The sequence below is a fragment of the Shigella sp. FC1661 genome, from assembly GCF_001712525.1.
Lineage (GTDB): Bacteria > Pseudomonadota > Gammaproteobacteria > Enterobacterales > Enterobacteriaceae > Escherichia > Escherichia coli.
In genome coordinates this window covers 1-16,840 of record NZ_MDGW01000592.1, presented here as the reverse complement: position 1 = coordinate 16,840, position 16,840 = coordinate 1, and the positions used below count along the sequence as shown (strand labels likewise).

15 protein-coding genes are annotated in these 16,840 nt (G+C 52.3%); 7 read left to right on the top strand and 8 right to left on the bottom strand.

Features of this window, described 5'->3' with window-relative positions; translation table 11 throughout:
• On the bottom strand, positions 1-111 hold a 111-nt coding region (locus tag BFF42_RS24840), incomplete at its 3' end, for an IS1 family transposase (RefSeq protein WP_001677182.1).
• A 213-nt stretch (positions 112-324) separates the two neighbouring features.
• Between BFF42_RS24840 and BFF42_RS24835 the strand changes: the two genes are divergently transcribed.
• The gene (locus tag BFF42_RS24835; protein ID WP_001245986.1) at positions 325-1,413 is read left to right on the top strand and encodes a CfaE/CblD family pilus tip adhesin; all 1,089 of its coding nucleotides are present in this window, start codon (positions 325-327) and stop codon (positions 1,411-1,413) included.
• An 87-nt stretch (positions 1,414-1,500) separates the two neighbouring features.
• Here BFF42_RS24835 and exuT read toward each other — a convergent pair whose 3' ends face one another.
• Positions 1,501-2,799 (bottom strand): hexuronate transporter ExuT, encoded by a 1,299-nt coding sequence (gene exuT, locus BFF42_RS24830; protein ID WP_039059596.1) that lies wholly within the window; start codon positions 2,797-2,799, stop codon positions 1,501-1,503.
• Positions 2,800-3,281: 482 nt separating this feature from the next.
• Here exuT and uxaC point away from each other — a divergent pair, with 482 nt between their 5' ends.
• The 3 genes from uxaC (at position 3,282) to BFF42_RS24815 (ending at position 6,830) form a co-directional block, all read left to right on the top strand.
• Positions 3,282-4,694 (top strand): glucuronate isomerase, encoded by a 1,413-nt coding sequence (gene uxaC / locus BFF42_RS24825; RefSeq protein ID WP_000187449.1) that lies wholly within the window; start codon positions 3,282-3,284, stop codon positions 4,692-4,694.
• Between the two features lie 14 nt (positions 4,695-4,708).
• The gene (gene uxaA / locus BFF42_RS24820; protein ID WP_039059589.1) at positions 4,709-6,196 is read left to right on the top strand and encodes an altronate dehydratase; all 1,488 of its coding nucleotides are present in this window, start codon (positions 4,709-4,711) and stop codon (positions 6,194-6,196) included.
• A gap of 82 nt (positions 6,197-6,278) precedes the next feature.
• Positions 6,279-6,830, top strand: coding sequence for a YgjV family protein (locus BFF42_RS24815; RefSeq protein ID WP_000128126.1), 552 nt, complete (start codon positions 6,279-6,281; stop codon positions 6,828-6,830).
• 4 nt (positions 6,831-6,834) lie between these two features.
• On the opposite strand, the gene sstT is transcribed toward BFF42_RS24815, so the two are convergent.
• The 5 genes from sstT to BFF42_RS24790 form a co-directional block, all read right to left on the bottom strand.
• Positions 6,835-8,079: a serine/threonine transporter SstT gene (gene sstT, locus BFF42_RS24810; protein WP_000211646.1), complete on the bottom strand. Its 1,245-nt coding sequence runs from the start codon at positions 8,077-8,079 to the stop codon at positions 6,835-6,837.
• Positions 8,080-8,693: 614 nt separating this feature from the next.
• The gene (gene alx, locus BFF42_RS24805) at positions 8,694-9,659 is read right to left on the bottom strand and encodes a TerC family membrane protein Alx (RefSeq protein ID WP_001098813.1); all 966 of its coding nucleotides are present in this window, start codon (positions 9,657-9,659) and stop codon (positions 8,694-8,696) included.
• Between the two features lie 283 nt (positions 9,660-9,942).
• Positions 9,943-10,929, bottom strand: a complete 987-nt coding sequence (locus BFF42_RS24800) for a Gfo/Idh/MocA family protein (protein ID WP_004986115.1) — start codon at positions 10,927-10,929, stop codon at positions 9,943-9,945.
• 78 nt (positions 10,930-11,007) lie between these two features.
• Positions 11,008-11,691, bottom strand: coding sequence for a SanA/YdcF family protein (locus BFF42_RS24795; RefSeq protein WP_001183037.1), 684 nt, complete (start codon positions 11,689-11,691; stop codon positions 11,008-11,010).
• 76 nt (positions 11,692-11,767) lie between these two features.
• Positions 11,768-12,271, bottom strand: a complete 504-nt coding sequence (locus BFF42_RS24790; protein WP_001295542.1) for a M48 metallopeptidase family protein — start codon at positions 12,269-12,271, stop codon at positions 11,768-11,770.
• A gap of 84 nt (positions 12,272-12,355) precedes the next feature.
• Here BFF42_RS24790 and rlmG point away from each other — a divergent pair, with 84 nt between their 5' ends.
• The 3 genes from rlmG to higA all read left to right on the top strand — a co-directional run bounded on the left by rlmG (position 12,356) and on the right by higA (position 14,504).
• Positions 12,356-13,492 carry a 23S rRNA (guanine(1835)-N(2))-methyltransferase RlmG gene (rlmG, locus tag BFF42_RS24785; RefSeq protein ID WP_000018686.1) on the top strand — a complete coding sequence of 379 codons (1,137 nt, stop codon included), beginning with the start codon at positions 12,356-12,358 and terminating at the stop codon, positions 13,490-13,492.
• 284 nt (positions 13,493-13,776) lie between these two features.
• On the top strand, positions 13,777-14,091 hold the full coding sequence (gene higB / locus BFF42_RS24780) for a type II toxin-antitoxin system toxin HigB (protein WP_000550189.1): 315 nt from the start codon (positions 13,777-13,779) through the stop codon (positions 14,089-14,091).
• A complete protein-coding gene (gene higA / locus BFF42_RS24775; RefSeq protein WP_000560263.1) occupies positions 14,088-14,504 on the top strand; it encodes a type II toxin-antitoxin system antitoxin HigA in 417 nt (138 codons plus the stop codon). The genes higB and higA overlap by 4 nt, the downstream gene beginning before the upstream one ends.
• A gap of 44 nt (positions 14,505-14,548) precedes the next feature.
• Here the strand turns inward: higA and fadH are convergent, their stop codons facing one another.
• Complete coding sequence (gene fadH / locus BFF42_RS24770) at positions 14,549-16,567, bottom strand: NADPH-dependent 2,4-dienoyl-CoA reductase (RefSeq protein WP_000121439.1); 2,019 nt, start codon at positions 16,565-16,567, stop codon at positions 14,549-14,551.
• Positions 16,568-16,840 lie beyond the last annotated feature (273 nt).

Sequence of the window (16,840 nt, the reverse complement as noted above, 5' to 3'; positions counted from 1 at the left end):
TTTACGGCAGTGAGAGCAGAGATAGCGCTGATGTCCGGCAGTGCTTTTGCCGTTACGCACCACCCCGTCAGTAGCTGAACAGGAGGGACAGCTGATAGAAACAGAAGCCACTGGAGCACCTCAAAAACACCATCATACACTAAATCAGTAAGTTGGCAGCATCACCCAATTCCTTAAGTGTCCACTGAGTGTTGAAAAGAAACGCGCCAGCATTCGTTACAGCGGAGATGTTACTTGTAGTGTGGTGACTTATTCACAATTACCGGAGTTGAAACAGCCTAAATTACGTGGAAACGTTCAGACGGCGCAAAGGGAGGTTGCACCATGAGAAATCGATTGATTGCGGCGATATTGGGCTTGTTTGGCACGCTCACTGGCGTTCAGGCAGCTCCTGACGTGACCAGTGAAATTACGTATGATTTGGCATCTGGTAGAGCGGATTATTACTTCTGGAAGGATGAAGCGTCGGCAGGAAATAATGGATATATGTGGTATGAATGTTCGTATCCTGACCTCCAACAAACCTGTACAGCTAATGGAAATATATCGACAGTACAAATCTATTTAACTGAACAACGCAGTGGGATGCGTTGGCCGGTAAAACTCAAAGGATTTAAAACAGCCATTGTAAGTAGCGATGAAGCGCCGCCAGGATGCAAGGGGGGCAAAGGGCTTCAGACGAATCTTAAGGATTCTAATAGATCTTCATGTACAGAAGATGGTCAACATTATTATATATACGATACAAAGTTTCTTACGCTCTACCTTGAGCAGACAGAGATGAAGAATTTGCCGATTGGTGGCGTCTGGAAGGGGAAAGTTAAATTACATTCGAACAGCCCGGCCCAGGACTATTTCGCAAATATTACCCTGAATACGCTCGACCCCAACCATATTGACGTGTTCTTCCCGGAGTTCGCCCACGCCACGCCAAGGGTGCAGTTAGACTTGCATCCAACAGGAAGCGTTAACGGCAGCAACTACGCGCAAGATCTGACCATGTTGGACATGTGCCTGTACGATGGTTTTAACGGTAATGCCATCAGTTATGAAATCATGCTCAAAGATGAAGGGCGACCAGCTGCAGGGCGCAGAGACGGTGACTTCTCTATCTATCGTCAGGGAGGAACCTCTACCGACGAGGGAGAACGCATTGATTACCGGGTCAAAATGTACAACCCGGAAACCGGTGGGCAAATTGATGTGCGCAATAATGAAAATATGGTCTGGAACAGCATTAACCTGAAAAGTGTGCGTCCGGTGGTACTGCCCGGTATTCGCTATGCCGTGATGTGTGTGCCGACACCCTTGACTCTGGCAGTCGATAAATTCAGCGTGATGGATAAACAGGCCGGGTACTACATGGGCAAATTGTCAGTAATCTTTACGCCTTCCTTGCCAACCATCAATTAACCCTGCAAAGCGGACAAACGCTTTTTTCTATATAAACGACGAAGCCGCCTGATAAGGCGGCTTCGTCGTTATAACTTACGTTAAACGTTAATGTTGCGGTGCGGGATCGTTATGTGATTCCTGCGCTACCTCAATCGCCGGTTTGTTCTGCAACACGGTCCAGATAACCAGCGCACCTAACAGGTCGAACACTGCCAGTACTGCGAACAGCGGGCTGAAGCCGATGGTGTCAGCCAGTGCACCGACAACCAGCGAAAACAGCGTACTTGCCAGCCATGCGGACATCCCGGTTAAACCGTTCGCCGTCGCCACTTCGTTACGACCGAACACGTCAGAAGAGAGCGTAATCAGCGCGCCAGACAGTGCCTGATGAGCAAAACCACCGATACACAGCAGCATAATTGCGACATACGGGTTGGTGAACAGGCCGATCATACCCGGGCCAATCATCAGCACTGCACCCAGCGTTACGACCATCTTACGGGAAACGATCAGGTTCACACCAAACCAACGTTGGAACAGCGGCGGCAGGTAACCACCGAGGATACAACCGAGGTCAGCAAACAGCATCGGCATCCAGGCGAACATCGCGATCTCTTTCAGGTTAAAGCCGTAAACTTTAAACATGAACAGCGGGATCCACGCGTTAAAAGTACCCCAGGCTGGTTCTGCCAGGAAACGCGGCAGCGCGATACCCCAGAACTGACGGTTACGCAGGATCTGACCAACGGACATTTTCTTCGCCGTGCTCACCTGGTGCTGGGCTTCCTGACCATTAATAATATAGTCGCGTTCTTCATCGGTCAGATGCTTCTGGTCGCGCGGATGTTTATAGAAAATCAGCCATGCCATCGCCCAGATAAAGCTCAATGCACCGGAGATGATAAATGCCATCTGCCAGCTGTGCATTACGATTGCCCATACCACCAGCGGCGGCGCGATCATCGCACCAATCGAAGAACCTACGTTAAAGTAACCTACCGCGATGGAACGCTCTTTCGCCGGGAACCATTCGGAGCTGGCTTTCAGACCCGCCGGGATCATCGCTGCTTCCGCGGCACCGACTGCACCACGAGCAATCGCCAGGCCACCCCTGCTACCAGCCAGCGCGGTTGCACCACAGAATACGGCCCACAGTACAGCAAACATTGCATAACCGATTTTCGTACCCAGCACATCCAGTACATAGCCCGCTACCGGTTGCATGACCGTATAAGCAGCAGAATAGGCTGCGATGATATAGGAATACTGTTGGGTGGAGATGTTTAACTCTTCCATCAGAGTTGGCTCAGCTGCCGCCACAGTGTTACGCGTCAGGTAACCAAGCACGGTGCCAAGCGTCACCAGTGCGATCATATACCAACGTAACCCTTTAATTTTACGCATGTAAAACCTCATCGTTTTGTTATATCCGCAGGAAGCGCGGCCATCATCCCGCCAGAGGCTGAAGATGTTAGTTACGACCGGGTAACCGAAAAAAAACCGGCACGCCCCGAACGTTGCCATGAAAGTTTCGTGCTAATTCGGCTTCCGTACCGGTTAACCCGATTCATCTAACAAATGAATGAATCGGCAATTTGCATTCCGTCGACTTATGATTTGCGACGGCAGAAAGATAACTTGTCGTACAACTTTAAAAGGTGAGAGCCAACATAAATGTGCGAATATTTGTAGGGACATTACCTGACGACAGCGAGGCCAGTACTGGCGCGGCCTGCAGCGAGATTTACCACTTTGAGAGTAATTTTTTTAACTACGTTTATTGATCTAACTCACGAAAATATCTTCGGACTCTGGAAATTGGTGTGATAACTTTGTCAGCATCGCACCATAAGCAAGCTAGCTCACTCGTTGAGAGGAAGACGAAAATGACTCCGTTTATGACTGAAGATTTCCTGTTAGATACCGAATTTGCCCGCCGTCTGTATCACGACTACGCAAAAGACCAGCCGATTTTCGATTACCATTGCCATTTGCCGCCGCAGCAGATTGCGGAAGACTATCGTTTTAAAAACCTGTATGACATCTGGCTGAAAGGCGATCACTACAAATGGCGCGCTATGCGTACCAACGGTGTGGCCGAGCGTCTGTGTACCGGTGATGCGTCTGACCGTGAAAAATTTGACGCCTGGGCGGCGACTGTTCCGCACACTATCGGCAACCCGTTATACCACTGGACGCACCTCGAACTGCGTCGTCCGTTTGGTATCACTGGCAAATTGCTTTCTCCGTCAACTGCCGATGAAATCTGGAACGAATGTAACGAACTGCTGGCGCAGGATAACTTCTCCGCGCGCGGCATCATGCAGCAGATGAACGTGAAAATGGTCGGCACCACCGATGACCCGATCGATTCTCTGGAGCATCACGCAGAGATCGCCAAAGACGGCTCTTTCACCATCAAAGTGCTGCCGAGCTGGCGTCCGGACAAAGCCTTCAACATCGAACAGGCGACCTTTAACGACTACATGGCGAAGCTGGGCGAAGTTTCCGATACCGACATTCGCCGCTTTGCTGACCTGCAAACTGGCTTGACCAAACGTCTGGATCACTTCGCCGCTCACGGCTGTAAAGTGTCTGACCATGCGCTAGACGTGGTGATGTTTGCTGAAGCGAACGAAGCGGAACTGGACAGCATTCTGGCGCGCCGTCTGGCTGGCGAAACCCTGAGCGAGCACGAAGTGGCACAGTTCAAAACTGCGGTACTGGTGTTCCTTGGTGCCGAATATGCACGTCGCGGCTGGGTACAGCAGTACCACATTGGCGCGCTGCGTAATAACAACCTGCGTCAGTTCAAACTGCTGGGGCCGGATGTAGGCTTTGACTCCATCAACGACCGTCCGATGGCAGAAGAGTTGTCTAAGCTGCTGAGCAAGCAGAACGAAGAAAACCTGCTGCCGAAAACCATTCTGTACTGCCTGAACCCGCGCGATAACGAAGTGCTGGGCACCATGATCGGTAACTTCCAGGGCGAAGGTATGCCGGGCAAAATGCAGTTCGGTTCCGGCTGGTGGTTTAACGATCAGAAAGACGGTATGGAACGTCAGATGACCCAACTGGCGCAGCTCGGTTTGCTGAGCCGCTTTGTCGGTATGCTGACTGACAGCCGTAGCTTCCTGTCATACACCCGTCACGAATACTTCCGCCGCATTCTGTGCCAGATGATCGGTCGCTGGGTGGAAGCGGGCGAAGCACCGGCGGACATCAACCTGCTGGGCGAGATGGTGAAAAATATTTGCTTTAACAATGCGCGTGACTACTTCGCCATTGAACTGAACTAAGGTCTGGGGTTGATATGCAATACATCAAGATCCATGCGCTGGATAACGTCGCGGTCGCTTTAGCGGATTTGGCTGAAGGCACAGAAGTCAGTGTCGATAACCAGACTGTTACGCTGCGCCAGGATGTTGCTCGTGGACATAAATTTGCGTTAACGGATATCGCAAAAGGGGCCAATGTCATCAAATATGGCCTGCCGATTGGTTATGCATTGGCGGATATTGCGGCGGGGGAACACGTCCACGCCCACAATACGCGCACGAATCTGAGCGATCTGGATCAGTATCGCTATCAACCTGATTTTCAGGATCTGCCTGCGCAAGCGGCAGATCGTGAAGTGCAGATCTATCGTCGCGCTAACGGCGATGTCGGGGTGCGTAACGAGCTGTGGATCCTGCCAACCGTGGGCTGTGTCAACGGCATCGCGCGGCAGATCCAGAACCGTTTTCTGAAAGAGACCAACAACGCTGAAGGTACCGACGGCGTGTTCCTCTTCAGCCACACCTACGGCTGCTCACAGCTGGGCGACGATCACATTAATACCCGCACCATGCTGCAAAACATGGTGCGCCACCCGAACGCAGGCGCAGTGCTGGTGATTGGTCTGGGCTGTGAAAACAACCAGGTTGCCGCATTCCGTGAAACGCTGGGCGATATCGATCCTGAACGCGTTCATTTCATGATCTGCCAACAGCAGGATGATGAGATCGAAGCCGGGATCGAGCATTTGCATCAGCTGTATAACGTGATGCGCAACGATAAACGCGAGCCAGGCAAACTCAGCGAACTGAAGTTTGGTCTGGAGTGCGGTGGTTCTGACGGTCTTTCTGGTATTACTGCTAACCCGATGCTGGGGCGTTTCTCTGACTACGTGATTGCTAACGGCGGTACTACCGTACTGACCGAAGTGCCGGAGATGTTTGGCGCAGAGCAGTTGCTGATGGACCATTGCCGCGACGAAGCAACGTTTGAAAAACTGGTCACCATGGTCAACGACTTTAAACAGTACTTTATTGCCCATGATCAGCCGATCTACGAAAACCCATCACCGGGGAACAAAGCGGGCGGTATCACCACGCTGGAAGACAAATCACTTGGCTGTACCCAGAAAGCGGGTTCCAGTGTCGTGGTTGACGTGCTGCGTTACGGCGAGCGTCTGAAAACGCCAGGGCTGAACTTGTTAAGTGCGCCGGGTAACGATGCCGTAGCGACCAGCGCCCTGGCGGGTGCGGGCTGCCATATGGTGCTGTTCAGTACTGGTCGCGGCACGCCATACGGTGGATTTGTGCCGACGGTGAAAATCGCCACCAACAGTGAACTGGCGGCGAAGAAAAAACACTGGCTCGACTTTGACGCGGGTCAGCTGATCCACGGTAAAGCGATGCCGCAGTTGCTGGAAGAATTTATCGACACCATCGTTGAGTTTGCCAACGGTAAACAAACCTGCAACGAGCGTAACGACTTCCGCGAACTGGCGATCTTCAAAAGCGGCGTAACGCTATAAAGTCGAAATGAGTTGTTAATAAAAAACGGCGTTTCATAATGTGAAGCGCCGTTTGCTTTTCCATACCTGATAAGGATTTATCATGACCGCGTATTGGCTGGCCCAGGGCGTGGGTTTCATCGCCTTTCTGATTGGTATCACAACATTTTTCAATCGTGACGAACGTCGCTTCAAAAAGCAGCTTTCGGTCTATAGCGCCGTTATTGGCGTACATTTTTTTCTTCTGGGCACCTATCCCGCTGGTGCCAGTGCCATCCTTAATGCCATTCGTACATTGATTACCTTACGCACGCGCAGCTTATGGGTAATGGCGATTTTTATTGTGCTGACTGGCGGAATTGGCCTCGCGAAGTTCCATCATCCTGTCGAACTATTGCCGGTTATCGGTACGATTGTCAGTACCAGGGCGCTGTTCCGCTGTAAAGGGCTCACCATGCGCTGCGTGATGTGGTTTTCAACGTGTTGCTGGGTGATTCACAACTTCTGGGCGGGGTCGATAGGCGGCACAATGATTGAGGGTAGTTTTCTGCTTATGAATGGCTTGAATATCATTCGTTTCTGGCGGATGCAGAAAAGGGGAATTGATCCGTTTAAAGTAGAGAAAACCCCTCCCGCCGTAGACGAAAGGGGTTAAACAATTAATTACGCAGGGCGCTATTTGCCAGACGATCGTCTTCCGCCTGGCAAGCTGCCGCAGTGAACAGCACGTCAGTTGAAGAGTTCAGCGCGGTTTCGCAAGAGTCCTGCAATACGCCGATGATAAAGCCGACGGCAACCACCTGCATGGCGATATCGTTCGAAATACCGAACATATTACAGGCCAGCGGGATCAGCAGCAGAGAACCCCCCGCCACGCCGGATGCGCCACAGGCACACAGAGAAGCCACCACGCTCAACAGCAGCGCCGTGGGCAGATCGACCGGGATACCCAGCGTATTAACCGCAGCCAGCGTCAACACGGTAATGGTGATTGCTGCGCCCGCCATATTGATGGTGGCACCCAGCGGAATAGAAACGGAATAGGTATCGCGATCCAGATTCAGCTTTTCACACAGTGCCATATTCACCGGAATGTTCGCCGCAGAGCTGCGGGTGAAGAAGGCATACACGCCGCTTTCGCGCAGGCACAGCAGCACCAGCGGGAACGGGTTACGACGAATTTTCCACCACACCAGCAATGGGTTAACCACCAGCGCCACCAGTAACATACAGCCAACCAGCACGACCAGCAGTTGCGCGTAGCCCCACAGTGTGGAGAAACCGGTGGTTGCCAGGGTAGAAGAAACCAGACCAAAAATACCAATCGGTGCGAAGCGAATGACCAGTTTCACCATAAAGGTGACGGCATTCGACAGATCGTTGACCAGGTTTTTGGTGGTCTCGTTACCGTGACGCAGTGCGAAACCGAGGCCAATTGCCCACACCAGGATCCCGATGTAGTTACCTTTCAGCAGCGCGTCGATGGGGTTGGAAACCATGCTCATTACCAGCCCGCGCATCACTTCTACAATGCCTGACGGTGGCGAAATATCACCCGCGCTACTGGATAAGTGCAGGGTAGAAGGGAAGGCGAAGCTGAAAACGACTGCGGCCAGAGCAGCAGAGAAGGTACCCAGCAGATAGAGGAACAAAATAGGGCGGATATTGGTTTTCTGCCCGTGCTGGTGGTTAGCAATAGATGCCATCACCAGCATCAACACCAGGATGGGGGCAACGGCTTTCAGTGCGCCGACGAACAAAGTACCTAACAGACCAACAGCTTCCGCCGCGGGTTTTGAGATCCATGCCAGAAGAATCCCCAGAACAAGGCCGACCAGGATTTGTTTTACCAGGCTGCCATGAGCCAGACGCCGGAATAGCCCCGGTGAACGTTGCGTAGTCATTTTTCGATCCTTTCATTGTGTTGTCGCACATCCCTGGTGCGTTCTGTCGACGCATCTTTCAGGATGTAACAAAGTGTTTGCAAGGTCGAGTATAAGGAAAGTTACAGCTTCGGGAAGCGAAAAATGCTGGATTTTAAAGAGAGGTCATATTTTGCAACTTAATTGTTACATTTGTTTGACATAAACAGAGGGAAGGACTGGCTACTAAGGCTGATTAGATAACATATGGGCAAAACTATTTGGAATATGAGAACGGTTGCGCTCCTTTAATGTGCTATGCCATATAAAGTCACTGGCGCAGGGAGCGCGCAGGGGGCGGCCAATCGCCGCCGCCCCCTGCCCCCCAGGCTCTGGCGAACAAAATCGCCGCTGCGCGATTCCCTCAGCTTATCCCTTGCGGCTACCGGGTCGGGCGCAAGGGAACGTCCCTGTAAGATGCGCCCTCGCCGCGCATCCATGCGCGTCGCCCCGGCCTCCAGGGAACGCTTCGGCGATTTTGACGCCACCAACAGCCGTGCGGTCTTTTTGTAAAGAGCTACAAGCCAATTACATAATTAATAGCTCACCTTTGTCTGGAATGAGTTATCTCTAGGAATGGCTTAATATACAGCGAATCATTCTCCCCGCTGCTTATCATGCCGATAATTCACCCAGGCGTTGATAATAAACGTCATCACCAGAATGCCAAACACCACGCCCAGCGAGACGGCGATTGGAATATGGTAGAAGTCGACAATCAGCATCTTGATACCGATAAACACCAGGATCACCGCCAGGCCATATTTGAGCATCGAGAAACGCTCTGCTACGCCCGCCAGCAGGAAATACATCGCACGCAGGCCGAGGATCGCAAACAGGTTTGAGGTCAGCACAATGAACGGGTCAGTGGTCACGGCGAAGATAGCCGGAATGCTATCCACGGCGAAAATCACGTCGCTCAATTCCACCAGAATCAGTACCAGCATCAGCGGTGTGGCGTACAGCAATCCATTCTTACGCACAAAGAAATGCTCGTTGTCGATGGTGTCGGTCATGCGCAAATGACCGCGTAGCCAGCGCACCAGCGGCTTGTTGCCAATGCCTGATTCATCTTCATGGGCGAGCGCCATCTTCACGCCGGTAAACAGCAGGAAGGCACCGAAGATATACAGGATCCAGTCGAACTGCGAAATTAGCCAGCTGCCAGTGAAGATCATGATGGTACGCAGAACAATCGCCCCGAGCACGCCATACACCAGCACGCGGCGTTGTAATGCCGCCGGAACAGAGAAATAGCTGAACAACATCAGCCAGACAAAGACGTTATCGACCGCCAGCGATTTCTCAATCAGATAACCCGTGAGAAAGGCCAGTGCCTGTGGATCGGCAACGGCGCGACCTTCGGTTTGCACCAGATACCACCAGAAAGCGGCGTTAAACAGTAACGACAGCGTCACCCAAACCAGCGACCAGGCCGCAGCCTGTTTCATGGTCATGGCATGTGCCCCACGACGCCCCTGCAACAACAGGTCGATAGCCAGCATAATGGCGACAACAACAGCGAATCCGCCCCATAGCAACGGCGTGCCGACAGTATTCATAGAAGTTCCTTACACATAAAAAAAACGGCCAACGTCGGAAGACGTCAGCCGCTGCTTTTTATGCATAGACCTCGCCTTCCGGCAAGGTCTCACTTACAACAAAAAAGGAATACGTCTGCGTATTCCTTTCGGGTTGCCCGGTGACCGGATGTGGTTTTTCACACATCGTAATGACGATCGACCGGCAATGAAGTTACTCCCCTTTGCAGGTAACAAAGTATGACAGACCATTCAGCCAGTCAATGGTCTGTTACATACCTTTTACACTGTTTTACTTTGGCAATTATAGTTTTACGCTATCTGCCGGAAAAATCACCCCAGTCTGGCGGCGGATCTCAGTCAGCAGTTTGGCGGTGATGCGACTGACCGCCAGCCCTGGATGATCCACCAGATGCTCATCCACCAGGGTAGCAAACAGCTCTGCTTCGTAGAGCATGGTATTAATATGCTGCGGCTGGGTGAGATCCTGCATCTGGCTGCCACGCGGCACGAAGCACACTTTCTGGCATTCAGACAGTTTTTCAATCACCAGCGATCCCGCTTCGCCCTGAATCTCGCTTTCCAGGACAGAATCACTGACCTTTGAGTGCAGCAACGTAACGCTGAAATCACCGTAATCCATCACCACCACGCCGTGGGCATCTACGCCGCTTGCCAACAAACTGGCGGTTGCCTGCACGCTTTTCGGTTCACCGAATAATGCCACCGCCGACGCCAGGCAGTAAAAGCCGATATCCATAATTGAACCGTTAGAGAATGCCGGATTAAAGGTGTTGGGATTCTCACCATCCAGGTAACGTTGATACCGCGAGGAATACTGGCAATAGTTGAAAAAGACTTTACGCAATTTGCCGACTTTCGGCAGCGCCTGGCGCAGCAAATGAAAGTTCGGCAGGCTGGCGGTTTTAAATGCCTCAAACAGCACCACCTGATTTTCCCGCGCACAGGCAATGGCGGCATCCACTTCCGCCAGATTCGACGCCAGTGGTTTCTCGCAAATCACATGAATTTTATGGCTAAGGAAAAGTTGTGTCTGGGAAAAGTGCAGGGCATTCGGGCTGGCAATATACACCGCGTCAATGGCATCGCTTTCCGCCATCGCTTCCAGCGAGGTAAACAGATGCTCGACAGAAAAATCATTGGCGAAGTGCTGGGCCTGTTCAAGGCTGCGGGAATATACGGCGGTTAACTTGTATTTACCGCTCTCATGGGCGGCCTCGACGAACTGGCGAGTGATCCAGTTCGTACCAATCACAGCGAAACGTATCATAACGCGTGGATACTCCATAAAGGGATTCTGTCGTCAATGTAGCACGCCTTTTTCATCTTCGACGTGCGCAGATACGCATTATTCTTTTGCCGGACAGCCATGCTCACTAAACGGCCCAATCATGACCGATGGCCCGAGATATTTCGGCTGGCGATGGAGGATTTTGGCGTCAATCACGGCGCTGACACGAGCGAGTTTCTCCCGCAGTTGAGTATAAAAACCGTGCTTCATATTGAGGTCAGGCGCGTTAAAACCGATAGCGTCGATGCTGTACTGTTTTGCCAGCCAGATGGCGCGTTGGTTATGAAATTCTTGCGAGATAATGGTGATATGGTTTTCACCAAAAACCTTTTTGGCACGCACTACCGAATCCAGCGTTGAGAATCCGGCATAGTCGCAGAAGATCACTTTCGCCGGTACGCCTTTAGCGATCAAAGCCTTCTGCATACCTGATGCTTCATCGTAATTTTTACGTCCGTTATCGCCACTTACCAGTAGCCATTTCACTTTTCCGGCGTGGTACAACGCTGCTGCGGTATCAATACGTCGGGTAAAGTAGCGATTACCCGGCCTGGCCCCCAGCAATAAGCCCACGTTACGCGCCGGAACTGCGTTGACATCGCTCCAGGTCAGCTGCTTGCTGGCGTTGACCATTACTCGATCGGCGATAAAAATGGTCGCTCCTGCCACAAGTAACAGTAAGCAGGCAATCTTTAGAGTCCGGCGAGAAAAACAAATACGGAGAAGAAGGCGGGGCTGCATGGTCGTTATCCTTAACGAAAGGGGGGAGGTCGATTTTAGGCGCTAAAGAAAGAAAAGATAACGCCTGACATCATTTTCAGATTTTGTCCTGCCCAAGCGACAACTGCGTTAGCCACAGCCGGGTGTCGAACTCCAGCTGGTGGTACTGCGGCTCCATATGGCAGCACAACTGGTAAAACGCTTTGTTATGCTCTTTCTCCTTCAGGTGCGCCAGTTCGTGCACCACGATCATACGTAAAAACGGTTCCGGCGCGTTGCGAAACACAGTAGCGACGCGGATCTCTGCTTTTGCTTTCAGCTTGCCGCCCTGCACACGAGAAACAGCGGTATGTAACCCGAGCGCGTTTTTTAGCACATGGATCTTATTGTCATACATCACTTTATTGATCGGCGGGGCATTGCGCAGAAACTGATTTTTTAGATCCTGAGTATATTGCCAGAGGGCTTTATCGGTGGCGTAGTCGTGTGTTCCCGGATAGCGTTTTGCCAGCACATCGCCCAGACGCTGTTCGTTAATCAGCGTTCGCACCTGGGAAAGTAGCTGCTCGGGATAACCCTGAAGATAAGTAAGATTGCTCATAACCGCCCACGAAAAAGAGAAAAAGGGTATACTCACGCACCCTTTTCAGGGGCAACGTCGAAATTTTATCATTCAGGAGGGCCGATGAGCCACTTAGACAACGGTTTCCGTTCACTGACACTACAACGTTTTCCGGCGACGGATGACGTTAACCCGCTACAGGCGTGGGAAGCGGCGGATGAATATTTGCTGCAACAGTTGGACGACACAGAAATCCGCGGCCCGGTGTTGATCCTGAATGATGCCTTTGGTGCGTTAAGCTGCGCGCTGGCAGAACATAAGCCGTACAGCATTGGCGACTCATACATCAGTGAACTGGCGACGCGCGAGAATTTACGCCTCAACGGGATTGATGAGTCGAGCGTGAAGTTTCTCGACAGCACCGCCGACTACCCGCAACAGCCGGGTGTGGTGCTGATCAAAGTGCCGAAAACACTGGCATTGCTGGAACAACAACTGCGTGCGCTGCGCAAAGTGGTCACGTCGGATACACGTATTATTGCCGGTGCCAAAGCCCGTGACATTCACACTTCCACGCTGGAACTGTTCGAAAAAGTGCTCGGCCCGACCACCACCACGCTGGCATGGAAAAAAGCGCGCCTGATTAATTGCACGTTCAATGAACCGCCGCTGGCCGATGCGCCGCAGACCGTTAGCTGGAAGCTGGAAGGTACTGACTGGACTATCCATAACCATGCGAATGTCTTCTCCCGCACCGGGCTTGATATCGGCGCGCGCTTCTTTATGCAACATCTGCCAGAGAATCTCGAAGGGGAGATTGTCGATCTCGGTTGCGGTAATGGCGTTATTGGTCTGACGCTGCTTGATAAAAACCCGCAGGCGAAAGTGGTGTTTGTCGATGAATCGCCGATGGCGGTTGCTTCCAGCCGTTTGAACGTTGAAACCAACATGCCAGAGGCGTTGGATCGCAGCGAGTTTATGATCAACAACGCGCTCTCCGGCGTGGAGCCTTTCCGCTTTAATGCTGTGCTCTGCAACCCGCCGTTTCACCAACAACATGCGCTGACCGATAACGTCGCCTGGGAGATGTTCCACCATGCCCGCCGCTGCCTGAAAATCAACAGCGAGCTGTATATTGTTGCCAACCGTCACTTGGATTACTTCCATAAACTGAAGAAGATTTTCGGCAACTGCACCACCATCGCCACGAATAATAAATTTGTGGTGCTGAAAGCAGTGAAGCTGGGGCGTCGTCGGTAAGATTGGGAGTTACCTGCCGGATGCGGCGTTAACGCCTTATCCGGCCTACGTTCAGCACGTTACTCCCAGGCCGGATAAGACGCGGCAAGCGTCGCATCCGGCAATGTCTGCCCAGTTCTGGAATCGCGCTTCCATAAAACAAAAAATCCCTCTCACCATCCTCTACATTCTCTTGTTTAGCGTTTTTCTACGTTTATTCTTCCGTCACACAGATAAATTCATACGTTGCCAATCTGTCAACGGATGTTATCATATTGCCAATTTGTCAACGGACGTGATGAAGAATGCACCTGATAACTCAAAAAGCATTGAAAGATGCTGCGGAAAAATACCCGCAACATAAAACGGAGTTGGTGGCTCTGGGGAACACGATTGCTAAGGGATATTTCAAAAAACCTGAGTCATTAAAAGCAGTATTCCCATCTCTGGATAACTTCAAATATCTGGATAAGCATTATGTTTTCAATGTTGGGGGCAATGAATTACGTGTTGTAGCAATGGTCTTTTTTGAATCGCAAAAGTGCTACATACGTGAAGTTATGACGCATAAAGAATACGATTTCTTTACCGCTGTTCATCGTACTAAGGGGAAAAAATGATTGCGATTGCCGACATCTTGCAAGCAGGAGAAAAGCTAACTGCGGTGGCCCCTTTTCTGGCGGGTATTCAGAACGAGGAACAATACACCCAGGCGCTGGAACTGGTAGATCATCTGCTGCTCAACGATCCTGAAAACCCCTTGCTGGATCTGGTGTGTGCCAAAATAACCGCGTGGGAAGAATCAGCGCCCGAATTTGCGGAATTTAATGCCATGGCTCAAGCCATGCCTGGCGGTATAGCCGTGATTCGTACCCTTATGGATCAATATGGTTTAACCCTTGCCGATCTGCCGGAAATTGGCAGTAAATCTATGGTGTCACGCGTTTTGAGCGGGAAGAGGAAATTAACGCTGGAACACGCTAAAAAATTGGCAACGCGATTCGGCATTTCTCCCGCCTTGTTTATTGATTAACGCGACGTGCCGGATGCGTTGCATCCGGCGCTTCAAATAACGATTTAAATCTCCAGCGCCAGCCGTGTTCCCTGGGCAATTGCCCGTCGTGCGTCCAGCTCCATAGCCACATCGCAGCCGCCAATTAAATGCACAGTTTTCCCGCTATCAATCAGCGGTTGCGCCAGCGCGCGGTTTGGCTCTTGCCCTGCGCAGATCACCACATTGTCCACAGCTAATACCTGCGTTTCGCCGTTGATCACCACATGCAGCCCGTCATCGTCAATCTTCTGATAACTTACGCCTGGGATCATTTTCACACCCCGCGAGAGCAGGGTGGTGCGATGGATCCAGCCGGTGGTTTTGCCTAACCCCTGTCCCGGTTTGCTGGCTTTGCGCTGGAGCATCACAATTTGCCGTGGGCTACGCGGGATCTGCATTCCCTGCGGGCTTAAGCCACCAGCCTGTTGTAGGCTGCTGTCGATCCCCCACTCATTACAGAACCTGGCGATATTCTGGCTGGTGGATTCGCCCGGCTGACTTAAATACATCGCCGTATCAAAACCAATCCCGCCACAACCGATGATGGCAACCTTGTTGCCTACCGGCGCTTTGTCGCGCAGTACATCGAGATAACTCAATACCTTCGGATGATCGATCCCGTCGATAGGCGGAACGCGCGGCACGATCCCACTGGCGAGGATCGTTTCATCGAACGCCTGTAACTGATCCGCCGTCACGGTGTGATTGAGTTTCAGCGTCACGCCCGTCACTTCGATCATCCGGTGGTAATAGCGCAGCGTTTCGTAAAACTCCTCTTTGCCGGGGATCTGTTTGGCGATATTAAACTGCCCGCCGATCTCGCTGTGGGCATCAAACAATGTTACCTGATGCCCACGCGCCGCCGCGTTAATGGCAAACGCCAGCCCAGCAGGTCCCGCACCGACCACCGCCAGATTTTTTTTCTGCACGGCAGGAAGGATTGGCATTTTGGTTTCGTGGCAGGCGCGAGGATTCACCAGGCACGAGGTGACTTTGCCAACGAAGATCTGATCGAGGCAGGCCTGATTGCAGCCAATGCAGGTGTTGATCTCATCGGCTCGCCCCGATTGCGCTTTTGACAGCAGTTCCGCATCAGCAAGAAACGGTCGTGCCATCGATACCATATCGGCATCGCCGCGCGAGAGAATATCGTCGGCAACCTGCGGATCGTTAATCCGGTTGGTGGTTACCAGCGGCAGCGAGACGTGGCCTTTCAGTTTGCGCGTGACCCAGCTAAATGCGCCGCGCGGCACGGGCGTGGCAATGGTCGGAATACGTGCTTCATGCCAGCCAATGCCGGTGTTGATAATGGTCGCGCCCGCCGCTTCAATGGCCTGCGCCAGCTCTACCGTTTCGGCAAAAGTCCCGCCGTCTTCGACCAGGTCGAGCATCGACAGTCGGTAGATAATAATGAAGTCGTTGCCGACGCGTTCGCGCACCGCACGCACTACTTCTACGGCAAATCGCATCCGGTTGCGGTAATCGCCGCCCCACTGGTCACTACGCTGATTGGTGTGCAGCGTCAGAAATTCGTTGATCAAATACCCTTCGGACCCCATTACCTCTACACCGTCGTATCCTGCCTCCCGTGCCAGTTGCGCGCAGTGGGCGAAATCGTCGATCAGTTGCAGGATCTCTTCATGGGTGAGTTCGTGAGGAACGAAACGGTTGATGGGGGCCTGCAATGCGGAGGGAGCGACCAGATGCGGTTGGTAGCTGTAGCGCCCGGTATGCAAAATTTGCAGGGCTATTTTGCCGCCTTCCTGATGTACCGCTTCGGTAATGGTGCGATGGTGTGGGATCTGGCTGGCGTCGTTGAGCATTGCGCCACCTTCCATGCCAACGCCTGTTAAATCTGGTGCAATGCCGCCGCTGACAATCAGCGCCACGCCGTGACGGGCGCGTTCGGCATAAAACGCTGCCAGCCGCTCGGCACCGTCCGGGTATTCCTCCAGCCCGGTGTGCATTGAGCCCATCAACACGCGGTTTTTTAACGTGGTAAAACCTAAATCCAGCGGGGCGAACAGCGACGGGTAGCTCATAAAATTGTCCAGTATGTAAAATAATTGTTATGTGGTCGGATGAGTTCTAATTTAGCCGTCGCCGGAGAAAAGGGAAAAGGGGAGTGCGGGGTTTGTGATGGGATTCAAAAAGAATACGCCCGGTGGTAACGCCGGATGCGACGCTTGCCGTGTTTTATCCGGCCTGGGGGATTGCACATGTAGGGCGGATAAGGCGTTCACGCCGCATCCGCCAGTGGCGCGGTGCAGATGCCGGATGCGACGCTTGTCGCGTCTTATCCGACCTAGGGAATG